We start from the raw sequence: 21,233 nt of genomic DNA on the forward strand, positions 1-21,233 counted from the left end.
GCGTCCGCTTGCGAGTTTTCCGTCTTGCCGAATGAATGACCGGCTTCGGTCGTTTCCTGCCATTCAATCCAAATCGGTGGTGAACGGCGACTTTGGGGGGCAAGCGGACGTTGCCCTCCTTCGTCATCCCGGACTTGATCCGGGATCCCGCTCTTTGAGGCGCAGATCGCCTTCGATCTTAAGCGGGACCCCGGATCAAGTCCGGGGTGACGATGATGGATAGATCAACTTCCGGTCGCAACCGGTCGCTAGCCGATGGACCTGTTTTTCCGTTCGTGTCGCGCGAAGTCGAGGCACCCATCGATGCGGCGCCTGGCCCGAGGGGCATCTCGACTTCGCTCGATGCGAACGGGTTGAGGAGGCGGAGACGGCGGCTTCGGGGTCGATAGCGGTCATTTGACCCAGATCGGCACCAACGACCGCGGCGGCGTGCGGGCTTCCCGATGTGTAGGCGCCGATATCCCCGCTGGCAGGAGGAGGGGCGCATTGCCGCGATCCTGTGGGTGGGCCGGATGGTTGTGCCCGGCTCTGGATTTCGGGGCCGCCTGCCCCTAAGGAGCGCCTATTCCCGATCTTTGCACTTGTTCGAGGGCCGTGCCCCCCCCTGTGCGCATCCGTACCGGAGCGACGATGGCCCTGCACAATGATTTCCGCCGCGACTGGCTGACCAACCCGCGCGCCGAGTTTCTGTCGGGGCTTGCCGTCGCGCTGGCGCTGATCCCCGAGGCGATCGGTTTTTCGATCATCGCCGGCGTCGATCCGCGCGTCGGCCTGTATGCCAGTTTTTCGATCGCGGTGATCATCGCGATGGTCGGCGGGCGCCCCGGGATGATCAGCGCCGCGACCGCCGCGGTGGCGGTGCTGGTGGTGCCGCTGGTGCGCGATCATGGCGTCGAATATCTGTTCGCCGCGACGATATTGATGGGGATATTCCAGGGCGTGGCGGCGTTGCTGCGGCTCGACCTGCTCATGCGGTTCGTCTCGCGCTCGGTCATCACGGGTTTCGTCAACGCCCTCGCCATCCTGATCTTCGTGGCGCAATTGCCGCAGCTGACCGGCGAGGCGATGACGCTGACCACCTATGCGATGGTCGCGGCGGGACTGGTCATCATCTATGGCCTGCCGCGCCTGACCACCGCCGTCCCCTCGCCGCTGGTCGCAATCGTGCTGCTCGCCGCGGTTTCCATCGGCTTTCGCATCGACGTCTTTACCGTCGGCGACATGGGCAAGCTGCCCGACAGCGTGCCGTGGTTCCATTGGCCCGAGGTGCCGCTGACGTGGGAGACGCTGCGCATCATCGCGCCCTATTCGCTCGCGATGGCGGCGGTCGGCCTGCTCGAGAGCCTGCTCACCGCATCGATCGTCGACGACATGACCGAAACGCGCAGCGACAAGCGCCGCGAAACCTGGGGACAGGGGCTTGCCAATTTCGTCACCGGCTTCATCGGCGGCATGGGCGGGTGCGCCATGATCGGCCAGTCGGTGATCAACATCAAATCGGGCGGGCGGCGGCGGCTGTCGACCTTTGTCGCCGGCGTCATGCTGTTGGTGCTGATCGTCGCGCTGGGGCCATGGGTCGCGCAGATCCCGATGCCCGCACTGGTCGCGGTGATGATCTTCGTCTCGGTTTCGACCTTTCGCTGGAAAAGTTTTTCCGAGACGCTGCACCACCCCTGGCCGTCGAATGTCGTGATGATCGCGACGGTGGTGATGGTCGTCGCGACGCACGACCTGTCGATCGGGGTGCTGACCGGCGTGCTTTTGTCGGGCATCTTCTTTGCCTGGAAGGTGCGGGAGCTTTTGACGATAGAAACCCGGATCGAGGGCAGCACCCGCCGCTATGTCGTCGGCGGGCAGATATTCTTTGCCTCGGTCGACCGGCTCTATGAAGCGATGGAGTTTAACGAGGCGGCGGTCGATACCGTGATCATCGACGTCCATGCCGCGCATTTCTGGGACATTTCGGCGACGGGGATGCTCGACAAGATCGTGCTGCGCCTGCGCCGCGAGGGCAAGGCGGTCGAGGTCATCGGGCTCAACCAAGCGAGCGCCACGCTGGTCGACAAATATGGCGAGCATCAAAAGCCCTTCGCGAGCCTGGGCATGGTCGGGCATTGATCATCGCCCCCGATGCGCATACCTTATGCGCAAGGAGAATGGCGATGAACCGTCCGACGCGATTCGAGGGGCCCAAGAAGGCAACCAATGTGTCGCTGAACGCCGAGCTGGTCGAAGAGGCCAAGCGGCTGGAAATCAATGTCAGCGAAGCGTGCCAGAGCGGACTTGCGAGCGAGGTGAAGAAGGCGCGCTGGGCAAAGTGGAAGGAAGAAAATCGCGCGGCAATCGATGCGTCGAATGATTATGTCCGCAAACATGGCCTGCCGCTCGCCAAATATCGGCTGTTCTGATGGCGCAATTCGACGTGTGGCGCACGCCCGATGGCGATCTGGTCGTCGACTGCCAGTCGGACCTGCTCCACCATCTCGATACGCGATTCGTCGCGCCCTTGCTGCCCGCCGACCAGTTCGAGGTGGTCGCACGGCGACTTAATCCACTCTTCACGGTCGAAGGCGTCGAGCATGTCATGTACACGCAATTTGCAGCCGCCGTTCCGGCCCATCAGCTGGACGACTTCGTCGTGAGCCTTGGCGATCGCGGCTTTGTCATTATCGACGCGCTCGACGTGCTGTTCACAGGAGTCTGACGATGGCCGCCAAACGCATCCTGCTTATCATCGGCGGCGGCATCGCCGCGTACAAGAGTATCGAGCTCGTCCGGCTGCTGCGCAAGGCGGGGATGACCGTGCGCTGCGTGCTGACCCGCGCGGGCGAGCAGTTCGTCACCCCGCTGACGCTGGCGGCGCTTTCCGAAAACAAGGTTTACACCGACCTGTTCGACCTGAAGGACGAGGTCGAGATGGGGCATATCCAGTTGAGCCGCGAGGCCGATCTGGTCGTCGTCGCGCCCGCGACCGCCGACCTGCTCGCCAAGATGGCGGGCGGCCATGCCAGCGACCTTGCCACCACCCTGCTGCTCGCGACCGACAAGCCGGTGCTGGCGGCGCCCGCGATGAACGTCCGCATGTGGCTGCACGCGGCGACCCAGCGCAATGTCGCGACGCTGCGCGGCGACGGGGTGACGGTGATGGAGCCCGACGAGGGCGAGATGGCGTGCGGCGAATATGGCCCCGGCCGCCTGCCCGAGCCCGAGGCGATCAAGGCGGCGATCGATGAACAGCTCGCCGCGTCGCGCGCAGGATCGCGTGTCTCGACTTCGCTCGACACGAACGAAGTTTTGCAAAGCCAGCCGGATTTTGCGCCCGCCAATCACCGCCCGCTGCACGGCCGCCGCATCCTGATCACCGCCGGGCCGACGCACGAGCCGATCGACCCGGTGCGCTATATCGCCAACCGGTCGAGCGGAAAGCAAGGCTTTGCCATCGCCGCCGCCGCCGCCGAGGCGGGCGCCGAGGTGCTGTTGATCGCCGGGCCGGTGCCGCTGCCCACGCCGCCGGGCGTGATCCGCATCGATGTCGAGACCGCGCGCGAAATGGCGGCCGAGGTCGCCGCCGGCCTGCCCGTCGATGCCGCGATCATGGTCGCCGCGGTCGCCGACTGGCGCGCCGCCGAAACGCAGGGGCAAAAGATCAAGAAGGACGGCAGCGGCTTTGTTCCGCCGCTGGCCCTCGCCGAAAATCCGGACATATTGGCGAGCGTCGCACAAAGCCCCGACCGACCGCCGTTGCTGGTCGGGTTCGCCGCCGAGACGAACGACGTCATCGCCCACGCGCAGGCAAAGCTTGCCCGCAAGGGATGCGACTGGATCGTCGCCAACGATGTTTCCGCCGACCCGATGGGCGGCGCAAGCAACCGCGTGCATATCGTGACGCCCGCCGGCGTCGACAGTTGGGACCGACTGCCCAAGGACGCCGTCGCCCGCAAATTGATGGAAAAGATTGCCGATGAACTCGACGCCCGTGCCCCCCCAGAATCCACTCATGCCGCCGATTGAAATCGCCATCCAGCGCCTGCCCAACGGCGGCGGCCTGCCCCTGCCCGCCTATGCGTCGGACGGTGCGGCGGGGATGGATGTCGTCGCGGCGGAAACGCTGACCATCCGCCCCGGCACCCGCCACGCGGTCGCGACCGGTTTCGCCATGGCGATCCCCGCGGGCTTTGAAGTGCAGGTGCGCCCGCGATCGGGCCTGGCGCTCAAGCATGGCATCACCTGCCTCAACACGCCGGGAACGATCGACAGCGATTATCGCGGCGAGGTGAAGGTGATCCTGGCCAATCTGGGCGACGAGAATTTCGAGATCCGGCGCGGCGACCGCATCGCCCAGCTTGTCCCCGCACCGGTCCAGCGCGCGACCTTTGCCGAGGTTGCGGCGCTCGACGACACCGCGCGCGGCGCGGGCGGTTTCGGATCGACGGGCGTTGCGAGCGGCGCGGCCGACGAAGAGGACACCGCCGCCGAGCCTGCGGGCGTCGCCTCGCTTTCCGGCCTCAAACTGCGGCGGCCGGGCGAATAGGCTTGCTGTCGGACGCCGAACTCGACCGTTACGCCCGCCAGATCATCCTGCCGCAATTCGGCGGCGCGGGACAGGCGAAGCTGAATGCCGCGCATGTCGCGATCATCGGCGCGGGCGGCATCGGCTGTCCGGCGATCACCTATCTGGCCGCCGCGGGCGTCGGCCGGCTGACGATCATCGACCATGACCATGTCGAGCGGTCGAACCTTCACCGCCAGCCCCTGTTCACCGACGCCGACATCGGCGCGCCCAAGGCCGCGGTCGCGGCCGAGGCGGCGCGGCGGATCAACCCGCATGTCGCGGCCGAGGCGCGGATCGAACGGATCGACGCGGGCAATGCCGAAAGCCTGCTGGACGGCGCGACGCTGATCCTCGACGGATGCGACAATTTCGCGACCCGGCTGGCCGTCAATCGCGCGGCGGTGGCGCGGCGCATCCCCCTGTTGTCCGCCGCGATCGGCGCATTCGAAGGCCAGGTCGCACTGTACGAAGGATGGCGCGAGGACGCGCCCTGCTATGCCTGCCTGGTCGGCGACGATCCCGACCGGCCGGGGATCAACTGCGCCGAGGCCGGAGTGATGGGCGCGCTGGCGGGCATGATCGGGACGATGGCGGCGCTGGAGGCGGTTCGCGCGCTGACCGGATGGGGCCAGCCGCTGAACGGGCGCCTGGCGATCATCGACATGCTCGACCGCCGCTGGCGCGAGATCGGCATCGCGAAGGATCCGGAGTGCCCGATATGCCGGGGCTGAACATCATCGTCGCGGCGCCCGACGGCGCGCGATTCTATGCCGCGCTGGAATGCGCCATGGCATGGTCCGCGCTGGGCCGGACGGCGCGGCTGTTCCTGCAGGGCGAAGCCGCCGCGCTGTTGCAGGCGCCGGTGGGCTTTCCCGGCGACCGCGCGCGCACCGCCGCCGGCCAACCCGACCTTGCGGCGCTGGTCGCCGAGGCCGCGGCGATGGACGTCCGGATCATGGTTTGCCAGTCGGGGCTGGCGCTGGCGGGCGTGACGGCCGACCGGCTGGCCCCCGAGGCGGAGGTCGGCGGCCTGCTGAGCTTTCTGGCGGCGACGGCCCCCGACGACCATCTGCTGACCTATTGACGATCGCCGCGCGGCGAACAGGGAAATGAAGGGGCGGATAGCGAAAGACGCACCCTGCCCCCTGCCCACTGCCCTTCGGGGCTTCTGGCTCAGGGGTTCTTGCACACCTTGATCGCCGCCGGATCGGGCCGGGTGCCCGACGGCACGAAGCGGGCAAGATAGCCGCCCGCATGCTGTTTATCGTCGTAGGACAGCAATTTATATCCGACCGCCTGAAATTCGCAGACGAGCAGGCGGAAGGGCGTGCCATGCTGGGAGATCGGGCGGTCGCCATCGACGACGATCACCTGCCCGTCCTTGCGCAGCGCCGGACGCAGGCGCCAGAGGAAGGCATAGGGTTCGCCGATCTCGTGATACATATGGACCATGAAGACGCGGTCGAAGCTGGCGGCGGGCAGGCGCGGGTCGTCGATCGCCCCCAGTTTGAGCGACACATTGTCGAGCCGATCGCGCGCGACGCGATCCGCCAGCCGTTCGATTACATCGGGAATGATGTCCTGTGCCAGCACGCGCCCCGACGCGCCGACGCGCGTCGCGAGGCGGACGGTGTAATAGCCGTCCCCGGCCCCGATGTCGGCGACGGTCATGCCCTTGCGGACATCGGCCGAATCCATGACGTCGTCGGCCTCGTTGAGGCGATCGCGCGCCTCTTCGGTCGACCATTTGGTCGAGACCGTCTGGGCCACCGGCCGGTCGGCAGGCGGGAATTCCCGCGCGGTTTCGATCCGGCCACCGCCATCGTCCCACGGCATGTCGCAGCCGCCGAGCAGCGGCACGAGCGCCAGCGCGGCCATCGCCGACCGGGCGCCCGCACGGCGCATCAGTCGATGTCCTCCACCTCGACCTTTTCGCCCGTCACCTTCTGCGACAGGGCGGCGGCCATGAAGGGGTCGAGCGCGCCGTCGAGGACGTCGCCGGGCGCGGTCGAGGTCACACCGGTCCGCAGATCCTTCACCAGCTGATAGGGCTGGAGGACATAGGATCGAATCTGGTGGCCCCAGCCGATTTCGGTCTTGGCCTGATATTCACCCGATGCCTCTGCCTCGCGCTTTTGCAGTTCGGCTTCGTAGAGGCGCGCCTTCAGCATCCCCATCGCGGTCGCGCGGTTCTTGTGCTGCGACCGGTCGTTCTGGCTGGCAACCACGATGCCGGTCGGAATATGGGTGATGCGGACCGCCGAGTCGGTCGTGTTGACATGCTGTCCGCCCGCCCCCGATGCGCGATAGGTATCGATCTTGAGGTCGCCTTCATTGACCTCGATCTGGATATCATCGTCGATCACCGGATAGACCCAGACGCTGGAAAAGCTGGTGTGGCGGCGCGCCGAACTGTCATAGGGCGAGATGCGGACAAGGCGGTGAACGCCGCTTTCGGTCTTGGCATAGCCATAGGCGTTTTCGCCCTTTACCAGCATCGTCGCCGATTTGATCCCGGCCTGTTCGCCCGCCTGATATTCGACGAGTTCGACCTTCATGCCGCGCTTTTCGGCCCAGCGCATATACATGCGTTGCAGCATTTCGGCCCAGTCTTGGCTTTCGGTGCCGCCCGCGCCCGCATGAACCTCGATATAGCAGTCGTTGGCATCGGCTTCGCCCGCCAGCAGCGCCTTGACCTTGTCGCTTTCGGCGCGGTCGGCAAGCGCGGCAAGGCTGGCGACGGCATCGTCCACCAGCGCTTCGTCGCCTTCCATTTCAGCCAGTTCGATCAGTTCGGCGGTATCCGCCATCTCGGTCTCGATCGCGCGCGTCGCCCCGATCGCCTCGTCCAGACGGCGGCGTTCGCGCATTACGTCCTGTGCCGCCCGGGGATTGTCCCACAGGGTCGGATCCTCGACCTTCGCATTGAGTTCGTCGAGACGGCGCAGCGCGCGGTCCCAATCGAGAAAGCGGCGCACCAACGCCATGGCGGCGCCAATCCTGTCGATATGATCCTGCGCTTCGGCGCGCATAGTCTTGCTCCTGAGAAATATCGGTCATGCCCTTAGGCCCTGACGAGCCCAAGGGAAAGTGGGAGCGCGGCGTCAGATGATGCCGCCGCGATCCTCGAGAAATTCGCTGTCGCTTCGGCGGCCGCCGTCTTCGCGAACCGGGGCATCCTGTCGCTTGGCCGGGGCCGCGGGCTTGATTTCCTCTTCGCGAATCGTGCGCCGCGGCTCGCTTTCGGGCTTGAAGGCTTCCCAGATGATCGACGCCTTGGGATCGCTGCCCGGCCACGCGCCATAGACGCGGCGTCCGGTGCGCCGGTCGATACGCACCATGCGGATGCCCTTGGGCGCGGCAAAGGGGATCGGCTGGCGATCGGAGAGCGATTCCTGATAGAATTGCTTGAAGATGGGACCCGCGAGGCTGCCGCCCTGGGCATAGCCGCCCATGTTGCGCGGCTGGTCGAAACCCAGATAGACCCCCGCCACGACATCGGGCGTGCCGCCGACGAACCACACGTCCTTCGGACCCGAGGTCGTTCCCGTCTTGCCGAACATCGGCACGCCAAGGTCGCGCAGCCGCTGTGCGGTGCCGCGCTGTACCACGCCTTCGAGCATGTGGACGGTCTGATAGGCGGTCATCGGGTCCATGACCTGTTTGCCGGTCGGCGCGAAGCGCGGCATCGGCCGCCCGTCCCAGTCCGCCATGTTGCACCCGTCGCAGGGGCGCCAGTTTTTCGGGAAAATCACCTTGCCGCGGCGATCCTGGGCATAGTCGATCAGTCGCGGCTTCAGCTCGCGGCCATGGTTGGCGAGCATCGCATAGGCGTTCACCAGCTTTTCCACCGTGGTCGAACCGGCGCCCAGCGCGGTCGAAAGATAGGGTTCATGCTCGCCGATGCCCATGTCGCGGATCGTTTCGACGATCGGTTCCATGCCGACCTGGCTCGCCGTCTTGACCGTCATCAGGTTGCGCGACTGTTCGAGCCCCCAGCGCATCGTATGCTCGCCCGCGCCTGCCGATCCGCCGAAGTTGCGGAAGCATTTGTTGCCGAAACGGGCGCCCTGATAGACGCAGAAGGGGCCGTCGACGATCAGCGACGCGGGCGTCATCCCATTGTCGAGCGCGGTGGCATAGACGAAGGGCTTGATCGTCGAGCCCGGCTGGCGTTCCGCCTGGGTCGCGCGGTTGAAGGGCGACAGGCGGACGTCGAAACCGCCCTGCATCGCATAGACGCGGCCCGAGTGCGGACTTTCAGCCAGGAAGCCGCCCGATACCTCGGGAATATTGCGCAGCGCATAGTTGTCGCCGCCGGTCGATTTGACCGCGATCAGATCGCCCGCGCGCATCGCCGAAAAGGCGCTGCCGCCGGTCTTGCGATACCCAAGGGTCGCGGCCCCGGCGGGCAGGCGCCCGGTGCTTCCGTCCGCAAAGCCGATGCGCGCTTCGCCCGCCGATTTCGACAGCACCGCGGCGATCCGCCAATTGTCGTAATCGATACCGATGAAGCTGGAGGCAAGGCGGCTGGCCCATTGGTCGTCGGCCTCGATCGTGGCGACCGGTCCCGACCACCCCTTGCCCGCATCATAGCGAATCAGGCCCGCGCGCAGCGCGCGCGTCGCCGCGGTCTGCATCTTCACATCATAGGGCGTGCGGACCCACAGGCCGCCGGCATAGACGCTGTGCGGTCCGTCCTCGGCGGTTTCGCCGAATTCGGCGATCAACTGCCGCCGCACTTCTTCCATATAATAGCCGCCGGCCTGGGCGACCGCGTTGCTGCCGCCACTCGTCAGGCCAAGCGGCATGGCGCGCGCCGCGTCGCGCTGCGCCGCGTTGATCCAGCCGTTGCGCTCCATCGACCCGAGCACAAAGTTGCGGCGCGTCAGCGCCTCTTCGGTAAAGCGCGCGCGGCCGTATTTTTCGGGCGCCTTGGGCAGGATGGCGAGAAAGGCCATTTCGTGGAGCGCGAGCTGGTCGACATCCTTGTCGAAATAGGCGCGGCTCGCCGCCTGGACGCCGAAGCTGCGCCGCCCGAGCGGGATTTCGTTGAGATAGAGCTCCAGAATGCGCTCTTTCGACAGCGCGCTTTCGATCCGCATCGCGAGGATCGCCTCGCGAATCTTGCGCCGATAGCTGAGCTCGTTGGTCAGCAGCAGATTTTTGGCCACCTGCTGTGTGATCGTCGAGGCGCCGACCGGGCGCCCACTGCTGGTCAGATTGGTGATGACCGCGGTCGCGATCCCCGGATAGTCGATGCCGCCATGGTCGAAGAAGGTCTTGTCTTCCGCCGACAGAAAGGCGCGGACCAGAAGCTGGGGATATTCGCTGTAGTCGAGCTGAACGCGGCGTTCGCGGGCATAGGTGTGGACCGGCACCCCTTCGCCGTCGCGCACCATCGTCGGCAGCGGCGGCTGATAATCGCGAAGCTGGTCGACCGAAGGCAGATCGCGGGCGAAAACCGCCCAGATCAACGCCAGACCGGCAAGCCCGGCCGCCGCCATATAGCCGAGCCAGCGGAACCAGCGCCGCGCCCACATGTCGCGAAACCAGGCAATGACGGCATTGCCGTCGCGGCGAAGGCGAAGGCGGAAATCGGTCGGACTATCGGCGGCCATAGGGGCAAGCCTCTAAAGCCTGTGCGACCGAAAGGGAAGCATGGTTGCGGCAGGGCGGTCATCCGGGCAGCAAGGAACGCAAAATCGCGGCGACGTCGGCGAGCAGATCGTCGGGGGCGATCCCGTCTTCCTCGTACAGCATCTCGTCCGCCGCAAAGCCGATCTCGACCGCCAGACGCAGCCGGCGCCACAACAGGTCGCGGTCGACGCCGGGCAGATGCGCGGCGCAGGCGTCGGTCAGCCGGTCGGTCACGAAGCGGTGCGAGCCAAGCCGGACGTGGACGAGACGCGGCGAGGCATGGAGCGCGCGCAAGATCCACACCGCCCCCGGCTCTGCGCGCGTCACCGCGCCGTTTTCGGCCAGAAGATCGCCAAGCCCGGCGGCCATCGCCGCGATGCCCCCCGGCGCATGGCGGACCAGCCACGCATCGAGCACGGCATTCTGCCGCGTCATCAGCCGTTCCCCCAGCGCTTCGAGCAGCGCATATTTATCCGCGAAGTAGCGATAGAGGGCGGGTGGGGTCAGCCCAGCGCGCGCCGCGACGAGGTTCGTCGAGATGCGCTCCATCCCCTCTTCGGCCAGCAATTCACCCGCGACATCGAGCAAGCGTTCGCGGGTCGCGGCGGCGCGGGCCTGGCGGGGCGGCGGCTTCATCGTGCGCGGCCGCGCGCGCCGACCGGCCAGATCGCGACCAGCATGTCGTCGGCAACGACATGATAATGATCATAGAGATTGACGGTCGGATCGCAGTGCGGAACGGTCAATGTCACCGGATCTCCGGGCCCGAGCGCATCGCCGATGCCGGGCGACACCAGCGCAGCATGTTCGTCGCCCATGAAGGCAAAATGGGCCTGTTCGGGCGCGCCGCTGCGCACGAGGGCGACACCGCCGTCGGTGGACAGCGATTTGAACCCGGCATCGATGGTGACGAGCGCGGAATGATTGGCGCTGACCACCCGCGCATCGACGCCGAGCGCGGTTTCGAAGGGCCGGGTGCCGTCGCCGGTGAGGTCGCAGGCAAGATATTGCTGGTCCATGAAAATATAGGAGCCCGCCTGCAGTTCGGTAAAAACCCCGAGGTCGAGGTCGATGCGGTGGGTGCCGGTGCCCGACCCGGTCACGATCGCGGGGGGATGCCCCGCCCCGGAAAGCGCGGCGATGACGCCGCTCAGATAGACGGTCCGTTCGGCGATGGCAGAGCGGCGTTCGGCATAATCCTCGATATGCTGCTGCGTCCCGCAATAGAATTGCACGCCGCAATAACGCAGATTGGGCAGCCCCGTGACGACCCGCGCCAGGTCGACCGCCGCGTCCGCCGACGCGACCCCGGTGCGCGCAATGCCGGGATCGATGTCGACGACGATGTCGAGCCGCGCTCCGACGGCCGCCAGCGCCGCATCGATCCGCGCCGCGACGTCCGGATGATCGATCACCGCCATCAACCGGTCGGCGCGGCCCGCCAGCGCGGCCAGTCGCTCGATCGCGCGCGGCGCCGCCACCGGCGAGGTGATCAGGACCCCCGCAATGCCGCCATCGACGAGCACCTCCGCCTCGCCGATCTTGGCACAGCAAAGGCCGACCGCCCCGGCCGCCACCTGCCGCTTCGCGATATCGACGCTCTTGTGGGTCTTGGCATGCGGGCGCAGCGCCACGCCGCGCGCCGCGACGAACGCCGCCATGGCGGCAATATTGCGGTCGAGCGCGGCAAGGTCGAGCACCAGCACGGGCGTATTGAGATCGGCGCGGCCGCCCTGGCGCCCGATCAGGTGAGAGTGCAGCAGCAGATCGTCGCTCATGAAAACAGGGCCTCCATATGGGGGTTCAGAAACTTGCCCGCCGGATCGGCGGCACGGCGCACCGCGCGATAGCGATCACAGAGCGGATAGAGCGCATCGACGTCGGCGCGCGTCAACGTGTGGCGCTTGGCCCAATGCGGGCGCCCGCCCCCCGACCGGAAAATCGGCTCGGCATCGGCGAACAGGCGCTGCCACGGCATCCGGGCATATTGATGCATCGAAATCGCGGCGACCGGCCCGGCATTCATCGGGCTCATCCAGATGTCGTCGGCCGCGACGGTTCGATATTCGAAGGGAAAGGTGACGGGCAGCCGCCGCCGCCGAATCCAGCCGACCACTTCGGCCAGCGCGTCGAGCCCCACGGCGCGCGGCATTTCATATTCCATCTCCTCGAACCGGATCGTGCGATCCGACGGGTAAATGCAATGGGCCGGTCCGCGGCGGCGGCCGTTCAGATCGGTCCGCATGATCGCGCGCTGAAGCCAGGGGGTCAGAAAGGGCAGCCGCGCCGAGACGTCGAGGACACGGCGAAAGGCGGTTTCGTCCATATCGGTCGTCGAGGCGGGCGGGTCGCACGGATCGCAAGGGTCGAGCGTCTTGACGATCACATCGTCGGAATAGGGAAAAAGCCAGAATTCGACGTGCCGATGCCGCGCGGCCAGATCGTCATAGCTTTCGCGGATATCCGCCCACGATCGTTTTTCGATCCGTTCGGCAAGATGAAAGGCGGGAACGACCGCGACCTCGATCGCGGTCGCGATACCGAAGAGGCCGAGCGACAGGCGCTGCGCCTCGAACAGGTCGGCGTCAGTCGCGGCGTCGCACCAGCGCACCTCTCCATCCGCGCCGATCAGCCGAAAGCCGCGCGCGAAGGTCGAAAGCGATCCCAGCTCCGCCCCCGTCCCGTGCGTCCCCGTGGCCATCGCCCCCGCCAGCGACTGCGGATTGACGTCGCCCTGATTGGCAAGCGCCAACCCCTCGTCCCACAGCGCGGCGGTCAGGCGGCGGATGCTCCATCCTGCCGGGATGCGCGCGCTGCGCCGATCGGCGGCGATCGAGAGCGTGCCGTCCAGGGCATCGAGACTGACGATCAGCTCGCCCGAATCGCAAAGCGGCATGAAACTGTGACCGGCGCCCGTGGCCCGCACCATGCGCGCGGCGCGGATCATCTGCGCCAGTTCATCCTCGCTTTGCGGCCGTGCCACGCTTGCCGTAGCGGCGACGCTGCCCGACCAGTTTTTCCAGGCCATGCCCCCTCCTTCCGCCCCTGCGCTGCATTCGGAGGGCAGACTGACCGACCAAGAAAGTTAGTCAAGACTATATTTTCGAAGAGAGGCGAATGGACCGCGCGCCAATATCGGGCGCGCAGCGACCGGGACCGCACGCCGATCAGCCGCGGAGCGTGGTTCCGGCCGGCCGCGACACCCGCGACATCGAAGGAAATCAGTTGCCGAGCGCGGCGATGCGGCGTGCGAAATGAATCTGCACCGCGTCACGCACCCCGCGCGCGACCTTTTTCTGGCCGTCCGCAGAGGCCAGAAATTCGGCATCATCCTTGTTCGAGATAAAGCCGGTTTCGAACAGCACCGACGGCGTATCGGGCGCCTTCAGGACGACGAAGGAGGCAAAGCGGTGCGCGCTGGTGCGGAATTTCACATTGTCCGCCGCCTCGCGCTGGAGAAGGCGCGCGAAATCGGAGGCGACATTCATCGTTTCGCGCTGCGCGAGGTCGAGCAGGATCGAAGACACGTCGCCGCTGTGCGCGCCCAGATCGACGCCGTTGATGATGTTCGCCTTGTTCTCGCGCGCCGCAAGCCGGGCCGCCTCGCGGTCGGAAGCGACCTCCGACAGCGTATAGATGGACGCGCCGCTGGCGTCCTGATTCTCGGCCGCGTCGGCGTGAACCGAAATGAACAGATCGGCCTTTAGCCGCCGCGCGATGCCATAGCGTTCCTCGAGCACCAGATAGCGGTCGTCCGACCGCGTCAGCGCGACGCGCACACGGCCGCTGGCCAGCAGGTCGTCGCGAATCGCGCGCGCCAGCGCCAGCGTGATATCCTTTTCCCGCCGCCCGCTGTGCGGCGAGATCGCCCCCGGATCATGCCCGCCATGCCCGGCGTCGATCACCACCAGCGGCAGGCGGTCATTCGCCGGCCCCTGAATGCGGGGCAAGGGCAGCGCCGGCTTGGCCGTGCCGATCGGCACGCTGACGCTGTACCGTTTTTCGGGTGGCTTGGCGCGAAACTGGGCCGGGGGTTGAAGTTCGACCCGCGGCGCGCGCGCGGCGCGTTGAAATTCGTCGGCCGATACCGGCCGCAGGCGCAGCGACAGGCTGCGTCCGTCGGCCGCGAAACGCGCGCTGGAAACGAGCGCGGGCTGCGCCAGATCGAGCACGACGCGCGCGGTTTCGCCGTCCTGACGCCCCTGGCGCACGGCGCGCACGATGCCGCCGCCGGCGGGCGAGCGCCCGGGCTGCGCGCCCGCGATATCGAGCGCGATCCGATCGGGCCCGGCCAGCAGGAAGGCCGAGGCCCCGGCGACAAGCCCGTCGAAGCGTAGCGTAATATCCGAATCGCCGATTTCGACCGCGCCGATCTGGCCCGCAAGGACCGGCAGCGGATTCAGCATCGCGGCAAGCAATATGGCAGTCAGACCCATGGAGCGTTTATGCCGCCCGGCGCGCGCGATGGTCCAGCGCTTATTCGATTTCATGACGCCCCCGGCCACCGATCAAGATGAAGGGGTTGTTAGCCATCGGAGGTCAAACCCCCGTCAACCGGCGCGGTTAACAGGCGATTCAGTATGATCGCACGCCCCCGCCCGATTGCAACGGCGTGGCGGCTTCCTATCTTTCTGTGGTGGTTGAGGTTGCCGTCGGTCAAAGCCGATGCTAGCACGACCATCACCGACGGTGCCCTTTCCGGTCCCGTCCGGCCTTTTGAGGGGAAAGGCGCCGATCTCGCGACACTGCGGGAACGCGGCCGCCCCGGTGCCGGACGCGCGGGGAATGGCGCCCTGCCGTCGGTCCACCCGGTTGACCGGAAGGTCGGGGCGATCGCCAGACGCCCGCCCTGCCCGCCCGATCACCCCAACAGGTTGATGCCGCATGAGGCTTGCCATGCCCTCTTCATTCCGTCGCGATGCGGGCGCTTTCGCCCCGGTCGTCGCCCGGAACGAAGACTGCATGCGCGTCCAACACCGGACGCAGGCCCTTTGCGGCAATAACGTCTTTTTTTCTTTCACCCTTATCCGCCGCGGCCGCCGATCGGGCGCATCCGCGGGATTTTTGATTGGCGCGCCACGGCGCGCTTGGAGTGTTTATAATGACCACGCGCATGTTGATCGACGCGCGGCACCGGGAAGAAACCCGGGTCGCCGTCACCAAGGGAAACCGCATCGAGGAGTTTGATTTCGAGTCCGCCGAGCACAAGCAGCTCAAGGGCAATATCTATCTGGCAAAAGTGACCCGCGTTGAACCGTCGCTGCAGGCGGCATTCATCGAATATGGCGGCAACCGCCACGGGTTTCTGGCGTTCAGCGAAATCCACCCCGATTATTACCAGATTCCGAAGGAAGACCGCGAAGCGCTGCTGCGCGAAGAGGCCGAACATGCCGCCGAAGCCGCGATGCGCGCCGAGGAGGATCTGGACGAACTGGAAGGCGATGTCGCCGACGTCGAAGGCCATGACGAAGACGACAATGGCGACGGCCCAGCCGCGCCCGAAACCGTCGGCGAAGACAGTGACAGCGATGCCGATGCGGACGCCGAGGACGATCATGGCGAGGCCGGCGAAGGCGAAGGCGACGACGCGGCCGAGGAAGGCAAGGACGACCGGGGCGGTCGCCGCCGCCGCGGGCGCAATAACGGCCGCAAGGGTCGCGGTCGCAGCCGTCGCAGCGACGACGAGGACGGTGAAAACCGCATGTCGCTGCGCCGCCGCTACAAGATCCAGGACGTCATCCGTCGCCGCCAGGTGATGCTGGTCCAAGTCGTCAAGGAAGAGCGCGGCAACAAGGGCGCGGCGCTGACCACCTATTTGTCGCTCGCCGGGCGTTACTGCGTGCTGATGCCGAACACGATGCACGGCGGCGGGATCAGCCGGAAAATTTCGAACGGCGCCGATCGCCGCAAGCTGAAGGCGATGATCGACGAGATGAATCTGCCGCCGACGATGGGCTGCATCGTCCGCACCGCAGGCATGAGCCGCACCAAGACCGAGATCAAGCGCGACTTCGACTATCTCGCCCGCCTGTGGGACGAGATTCGCGAAAAGACGCTGGCGTCGAGCGCCCCGGCGCTGGTCCATTCGGACAGCGACCTGATCAAGCGCGCGATCCGCGACATTTATCATCGCGACATCGAGGAAGTGCTGGTCGAGGGCGACGAGGGATATAAGGCCGCCAAGCAGTTCATGAAGCTGTTGATGCCGAGCCACGCGCGGCGCGTGAAGCAATATGCCGATCCCGTCTCGCTCTATCAGCGCTATGGCGTCGAGGATCAGCTTGCCGGAATGTTAAACCCGGTCGTCCAGCTGAAATCGGGCGGCTATCTGGTGATCAACCCGACCGAGGCTTTGGTGTCGATCGACATCAACTCGGGCCGCTCGACGCGCGAGCATAATATCGAGCAGACCGCGCTCAGCACCAATTTGGAAGCCGCGCACGAAATCGCCCGCCAGCTGCGCCTGCGCGACATGGCCGGGCTGGTCGTCATCGACTTCATCGACATGGATCATGGCTCGAACGTCCGCAAGGTCGAGCGCGCGATGAAGGAAGCGCTGAAGAACGACCGCGCGCGCATCCAGATCGGCCGCATTTCGGGCTTTGGCCTGATGGAAATGAGCCGCCAGCGGCTGCGCACCGGCGTCCTCGAAGCCTCGACCCGCCCCTGCCCGCATTGCGAGGGCACCGGGCTGGTCCGCACCGCATCGTCGGCGGGCCTGAGCGCGCTGCGCCTGATCGAGGAAGAGGCCGCCCGCGGCAAGGGCAGCAAGATCACCCTGCGCGCCAGCCAGGAAGCGACCTTCTACCTCCTCAACGAAAAGCGCCGCGAACTGCGCGAGATCGAAGAATTGTACGGCGTGACCGTCGAAATCCTGCCCGACGGCGAGACCGAGGGCGCGCGCATGGCGATCGAGGTCGGCGGCCCGCCCCCGACCCAGCGCCGCAACTTCGCCCCGATCGCGCCGATCGAGGAAGAAGAGGACGAAGATATCGTCGACATCGACGAAGAGGATGAGGAAGAGGAAGCCGCCGAACGCGCCCCGCGTCACGAACGCGACGACGCCGATGGCGAGGGCCGCAAGCGCCGCCGCCGCCGCCGCCGTGGCCGCCGCGGCCGCCGCGACGATGAAGCCGGCGAAGGTGCCGAGGGCGAAACCGAAGGCGCGTCCGACGATGCCGCCGAGGCCGTAGCCGAAACGGAAGAAGGTCTGGCCGAAGAGGCCGCGGCAGAGGCGAACGAAACGGCCGAAGAGGCCGTCGAAGCCGAAGCCAAGCCCAAGCGCCGCCGCGGCGGACGCGGCCGCAAGGCGAAACCCGCCGAAGCCGAGGCCGCGCCCGAAGCCGAAGCCGCAGCCGAAGCGCCCGTCGACGCCGCCCCCGAGGTAGCCGCCGAAACGGTAGCCGAGGCGGCCCCGGCCGAAGACGCGCCGGCCGAAGCGAAGCCGAAACGCAAGCGCGCGCCGCGCAAGACCAAGGCGGCACTCGCCGCCGAGGCCGAAGCGGCAGCGGCAGCCGCCACGGACGAGGCCCCCGCAACCGAAACGGTGGCGACCGAAACCGAAACCGCACCGGCCGCCGAAGAAGCCCCGGCCAAGCCCGCGCCGAAGAAGCGCGCGAGCCGCAGCAAGAAGGCCGCCGCAGCCGCCGCGCCGGAAGCCGAAGCCGCAGCAGCCGAGGCCCCCGTTGCGGCCGAGGGCGATGCGGTCGCCGCCGAAGCCGGAGACGACGCCCCCGCAGGCGAACCCCGCCGCGGCTGGTGGCAGCGCACCTTCGGCAACTGATCGCAGATGGTGGCCGCCTGATGGCGGCCACCATTGCGAAATCCCATGCCGGGCCTTGCGCCCGCGCCCATCGCCCCCCACAAAGCCCCTATGGCTTCAGTTGAGGTTCAGACGCGCGGAGCAAGGCAGGGGGCAATGACCCCTTCGCTGTTCCTTGGCCCCCGCCCGGCGCACGCATTCCGGGCCCTGTCCCGCATGTTCCTGTTTTTCCTGACGGTTCTGGCGCTGTCGGCGCGGCCCGTCCTGGCGCAATCGATCCTGCGCGACGCCGAAACCGAAGTGTTGCTGCAGGACATGATGGACCCGCTGACCGTCGCGGCGGGGCTGCAGCGCGGCCAGGTCCGCGTTCACCTGCTCGGCGACCGCAGCATCAACGCCTTCGTCGCGGGCAGCCAGGACGTTTATGTCTTCAGCGGCCTGATCGAAGCCGCCGACAGCGCCGAAGAGGTTCAGGGCGTGCTGGCGCACGAACTGGGCCACATCATGGGCGGCCACGCGATCCGCGTGAATGACGGCGCCAAGACCGCGACGAGCATCTCGTTGCTGAGCCTGTTGCTGGGTGCCGCGGCCATCGCGGCGGGCGGCGGCGAGGCCGGAATGGGCATCATGATGGCGGGCCAGCAGGCCGCGCTGGGCAAGTTCCTGGCCTTTACCCGGGTCCAGGAATCGACCGCCGACGCCGCCGGCGCGCAATATCTGTCGACCGCAGGCATCAGCGGGCGCGGAAGCCTGGCCTTTTTCAAGAAGCTTCAGAATCTGGAGTTTCGTTATGGCATCAAACAGGATGACGATCAGGCCTATGGGCGGACCCACCCGATGTCGGGCGACCGCATTCAGGCGCTGCGCGAAGTCTATGTGATCGACCCCGCCTGGGAAAAGCCCGCCGATCCCGAAATCGAGCGCCGGTTCCAGCGGGTGAAAGCGAAATTGTCGGGTTTCGTATCCGAACCCGAACGCACGCTGCGCAAATATCCCGAAAGCAACAACGGCATTCCGGCGCGCTATGCCCGCGCCTATGCTTGGCACAAGAGCGCCTATCCGCAAAAGGCGCTGGCGGAGGTCGAAGGGCTGTTGGCGACCAATCCGGAAGACCCCTATTTCCTGGAGCTGGAAGGCCAGATACTGCTCGAATCGGGGCGCCCCGGCGAAGCGATCGCGCCGCTGCGCAAGGCGGTCGCCAATTCGCGTTCGCAGCCGCTGATCAGCGCGCTGCTCGGCCATGCGCTGATCGCAACCGAAAATTCCGCCAATTACCCCGAAGCCGAAAAGGTCCTGAAAACCGCGGTCGCGCTCGACAACCAGAACCCCTTTGCCTGGTACCAGCTCGGCATCGTCTATGCGAACAAGGGCGACCAGCCGCGCGCGGCGCTCGCCTCGGCCGAGCGCTATCAGTTGATGGGTGGACAGGCGCCACTCGCGCTGCGTAATGCCGAAGTCGCGATGCAGGGCCTGCCCCAGGGATCGCCCGACTGGATTCGTGCACAGGATATTTCGCTGGTCGCTCGCGCCGAGGTGGAACGCGAGCGCAAACGGCGTTAGATTCACGGCCAATCATTCGGGCGCATCGCAAATCCGTGATGCACAAGGGTAAGAAGTGACCGACAAGAAAGACGATTATTATCAGCCGTGGCTGCGCGACCCCACGCCGCCCGCGCCCCCGCGGGCGCCGGGGCCGGGTGGCGGGCATCATGCGGGCGCGGACCAAGGGTTCGGCGCGGGATTCGACGGAGGATCGGAAGGAGGCCTTGCAAAGCCGAAGGATTCGCCCCCGGTGGGCATGGACCTGTCCCGATATCCGGCGCGCGACGAGCGCCCGCGCGAACCGCTGGTGAAAGCCGAACAGGTCAAAGCCGGTGCGACGCGCGTCGCGCAGGCGCTGCGCGACGGCGCCGAGGCCTTTGCCGACTGGACGATCCGCGTCGGCGAGCGCGCCGATATTCCCGCCCGCGTCGAGGCGATGGAAATTCCCCGTCGGTCGCGCATCGCCGCCGAACGCAGCGCGATGATGGCGGGTGCCGCCGCCCGGGCGATGGCCAGCGGCGCGGCGCGCGCCAGCCGCACCGCCGCCGACGCCGGCGGCCGTGCCTGGCAGAAAATGGCGCTGGGCGACCGCGTCACCCGCCTGTCGAACGAAGCCGGTCGCGGCCTGGGCCACGCCGCCGACAAGACCCGCGCCGGACTGGAACAGGCCGCGCGCGACGCCCGCGACGGGCTGGGCGAGGCCGCGACCCGGCTGCGCCCGGCGCCGCGCGAAGAAGCGCCCCCGCCGCCGTCGGGACTGGAACAATTGCTGGCGCGCGAAGCGGCCGAAGCCCGCGAGGCCGAAATCGCCTCCGCCCCCGATTTGCCGCTGTTCGCAAGCGAGCCGCCCGCCACCATATCGGCAGCCGCGCCGCAGCACCCATCGGCCGAGGGGGCGGTCCCCCCAACGGCGGGCGCGACATCGAAGCCGGCGGGCGGTAAGGGGGGCAGCGCGAAAGCCATGACAGCGCAGCGTTTGCCGCGAATCGAGGGGGCACGAATGGATTCGGTTTCACCGCGTATGTGGATGTGGGGCGGCGGCGCCTTGCTTGCGCTGGCGCTCGTCTTTTGGCTCGGTGGCCGCCTTGGCGGCGGGCTCAGCAAGAGCGAGGTCGAAACCGTCGTCGCCGATTATATCAAGGCGAACCCCGAAATCATCCCGGCGGCGCTGGAAGCCCAGCGCGACCGCGAAATGGCGCGCGCGATCGATTCGATCCGCCCGGCGCTCGAAAAACCCTATGCCGGCGCCTGGGCGGGCAATGCCGACGGCGACGTAACGCTGGTCGTCTTTACCGACTATGCCTGCGGCTTTTGCCGCGCCAGCGTTCCCGACGTCGACCGGCTGATCCGCGAGGACAAAAGGTTGAAGGTCGTGTTCCGCGAGTTGCCGATCATCGCGCCGCAAAGCCGCGATGCCGCGCTGATGGCGCTCGCCGCCGCGCGGCAGGGCAAATATGACGCCTTCCACCACGCGATGTTCCAGGCCGGATCGCTCGACAAGAGCGCGATTGCGGCGGCAGCCGAACGCGCAGGCGTCGTCACCGACGGCACCGCCGATGCGACCGCGAACGAAGCAATCTTCCAGCGCGAACTCGACAGCAACCTTGCCATCGCGACCCAGTTGCAGCTCAATGCCACCCCCACCTGGGTCATCGGCAACCAGTTGCTGCAGGGACAGGTCGGATATGACACGCTGCGCCAGGCGGTGGCCAAGGCGCGGGCCAAGAGCTGAAAGGC

The 21,233-nt window shown here is 67.0% G+C and carries 16 protein-coding genes and 1 pseudogene; 10 read left to right on the top strand and 7 right to left on the bottom strand.

Annotated features, from left to right (window positions below):
- Positions 1-630 precede the first annotated feature (630 nt).
- The 7 genes and pseudogenes from U0S50_RS02170 (at position 631) to U0S50_RS02200 (ending at position 5,636) form a co-directional block, all read left to right on the top strand.
- Positions 631-2,118 carry a SulP family inorganic anion transporter gene (locus tag U0S50_RS02170; protein WP_322307097.1) on the top strand — a complete coding sequence of 496 codons (1,488 nt, stop codon included), beginning with the start codon at positions 631-633 and terminating at the stop codon, positions 2,116-2,118.
- A 44-nt stretch (positions 2,119-2,162) separates the two neighbouring features.
- Positions 2,163-2,408 carry a type II toxin-antitoxin system CcdA family antitoxin gene (locus U0S50_RS02175; RefSeq protein ID WP_322307098.1) on the top strand — a complete coding sequence of 82 codons (246 nt, stop codon included), beginning with the start codon at positions 2,163-2,165 and terminating at the stop codon, positions 2,406-2,408.
- Positions 2,408-2,704 carry a CcdB family protein gene (locus U0S50_RS02180; protein WP_322307099.1) on the top strand — a complete coding sequence of 99 codons (297 nt, stop codon included), beginning with the start codon at positions 2,408-2,410 and terminating at the stop codon, positions 2,702-2,704. Before U0S50_RS02175 ends, U0S50_RS02180 begins: the two co-directional genes overlap by 1 nt.
- 2 nt (positions 2,705-2,706) lie before the next feature.
- A complete protein-coding gene (locus U0S50_RS02185; protein ID WP_322307100.1) occupies positions 2,707-4,011 on the top strand; it encodes a bifunctional phosphopantothenoylcysteine decarboxylase/phosphopantothenate synthase in 1,305 nt (434 codons plus the stop codon).
- A pseudogene (gene dut, locus U0S50_RS02190) lies at positions 3,998-4,435 on the top strand (dUTP diphosphatase); the annotation flags it as partial. The gene U0S50_RS02185 and the pseudogene dut, both read left to right, overlap by 14 nt.
- Positions 4,436-4,533: 98 nt before the next feature.
- A complete protein-coding gene (locus U0S50_RS02195; RefSeq protein WP_322307101.1) occupies positions 4,534-5,283 on the top strand; it encodes a HesA/MoeB/ThiF family protein in 750 nt (249 codons plus the stop codon).
- Positions 5,271-5,636 (top strand): DsrE family protein, encoded by a 366-nt coding sequence (locus U0S50_RS02200; protein ID WP_322307287.1) that lies wholly within the window; start codon positions 5,271-5,273, stop codon positions 5,634-5,636. The genes U0S50_RS02195 and U0S50_RS02200 overlap by 13 nt, the downstream gene beginning before the upstream one ends.
- Positions 5,637-5,725: 89 nt before the next feature.
- On the opposite strand, the gene U0S50_RS02205 is transcribed toward U0S50_RS02200, so the two are convergent.
- The 7 genes from U0S50_RS02205 to U0S50_RS02235 all read right to left on the bottom strand — a co-directional run bounded on the left by U0S50_RS02205 (position 5,726) and on the right by U0S50_RS02235 (position 14,682).
- The gene (locus U0S50_RS02205; protein ID WP_322307102.1) at positions 5,726-6,457 is read right to left on the bottom strand and encodes a class I SAM-dependent methyltransferase; all 732 of its coding nucleotides are present in this window, start codon (positions 6,455-6,457) and stop codon (positions 5,726-5,728) included.
- Positions 6,457-7,584: a peptide chain release factor 2 gene (gene prfB, locus U0S50_RS02210; RefSeq protein ID WP_322307103.1), complete on the bottom strand. Its 1,128-nt coding sequence runs from the start codon at positions 7,582-7,584 to the stop codon at positions 6,457-6,459. Before prfB ends, U0S50_RS02205 begins: the two co-directional genes overlap by 1 nt.
- 72 nt (positions 7,585-7,656) lie before the next feature.
- Positions 7,657-10,173, bottom strand: coding sequence for a penicillin-binding protein 1A (locus U0S50_RS02215; protein ID WP_322307104.1), 2,517 nt, complete (start codon positions 10,171-10,173; stop codon positions 7,657-7,659).
- 58 nt (positions 10,174-10,231) lie between these two features.
- A complete protein-coding gene (locus U0S50_RS02220) occupies positions 10,232-10,828 on the bottom strand; it encodes a TetR/AcrR family transcriptional regulator (protein ID WP_322307105.1) in 597 nt (198 codons plus the stop codon).
- Positions 10,825-11,970 (bottom strand): DSD1 family PLP-dependent enzyme, encoded by a 1,146-nt coding sequence (locus tag U0S50_RS02225; protein WP_322307106.1) that lies wholly within the window; start codon positions 11,968-11,970, stop codon positions 10,825-10,827. The genes U0S50_RS02220 and U0S50_RS02225 overlap by 4 nt, the downstream gene beginning before the upstream one ends.
- Complete coding sequence (locus U0S50_RS02230) at positions 11,967-13,220, bottom strand: D-arabinono-1,4-lactone oxidase (protein ID WP_322307107.1); 1,254 nt, start codon at positions 13,218-13,220, stop codon at positions 11,967-11,969. Before U0S50_RS02230 ends, U0S50_RS02225 begins: the two co-directional genes overlap by 4 nt.
- Before the next feature lie 193 nt (positions 13,221-13,413).
- Positions 13,414-14,682: an N-acetylmuramoyl-L-alanine amidase gene (locus U0S50_RS02235; RefSeq protein ID WP_322307108.1), complete on the bottom strand. Its 1,269-nt coding sequence runs from the start codon at positions 14,680-14,682 to the stop codon at positions 13,414-13,416.
- Positions 14,683-15,293: 611 nt separating this feature from the next.
- Here U0S50_RS02235 and U0S50_RS02240 point away from each other — a divergent pair.
- The 3 genes from U0S50_RS02240 to U0S50_RS02250 all read left to right on the top strand — a co-directional run bounded on the left by U0S50_RS02240 (position 15,294) and on the right by U0S50_RS02250 (position 21,228).
- Positions 15,294-17,975 carry a ribonuclease E/G gene (locus U0S50_RS02240; protein ID WP_322307109.1) on the top strand — a complete coding sequence of 894 codons (2,682 nt, stop codon included), beginning with the start codon at positions 15,294-15,296 and terminating at the stop codon, positions 17,973-17,975.
- A gap of 195 nt (positions 17,976-18,170) precedes the next feature.
- Positions 18,171-19,514 carry a M48 family metalloprotease gene (locus tag U0S50_RS02245; protein ID WP_322307288.1) on the top strand — a complete coding sequence of 448 codons (1,344 nt, stop codon included), beginning with the start codon at positions 18,171-18,173 and terminating at the stop codon, positions 19,512-19,514.
- 55 nt (positions 19,515-19,569) lie between these two features.
- Positions 19,570-21,228: a thioredoxin domain-containing protein gene (locus U0S50_RS02250; RefSeq protein WP_322307110.1), complete on the top strand. Its 1,659-nt coding sequence runs from the start codon at positions 19,570-19,572 to the stop codon at positions 21,226-21,228.
- Positions 21,229-21,233 lie beyond the last annotated feature (5 nt).

Origin of the sequence: Sphingopyxis sp. (genome assembly GCF_034380315.1) — a bacterium.
Lineage (GTDB): Bacteria > Pseudomonadota > Alphaproteobacteria > Sphingomonadales > Sphingomonadaceae > Sphingopyxis.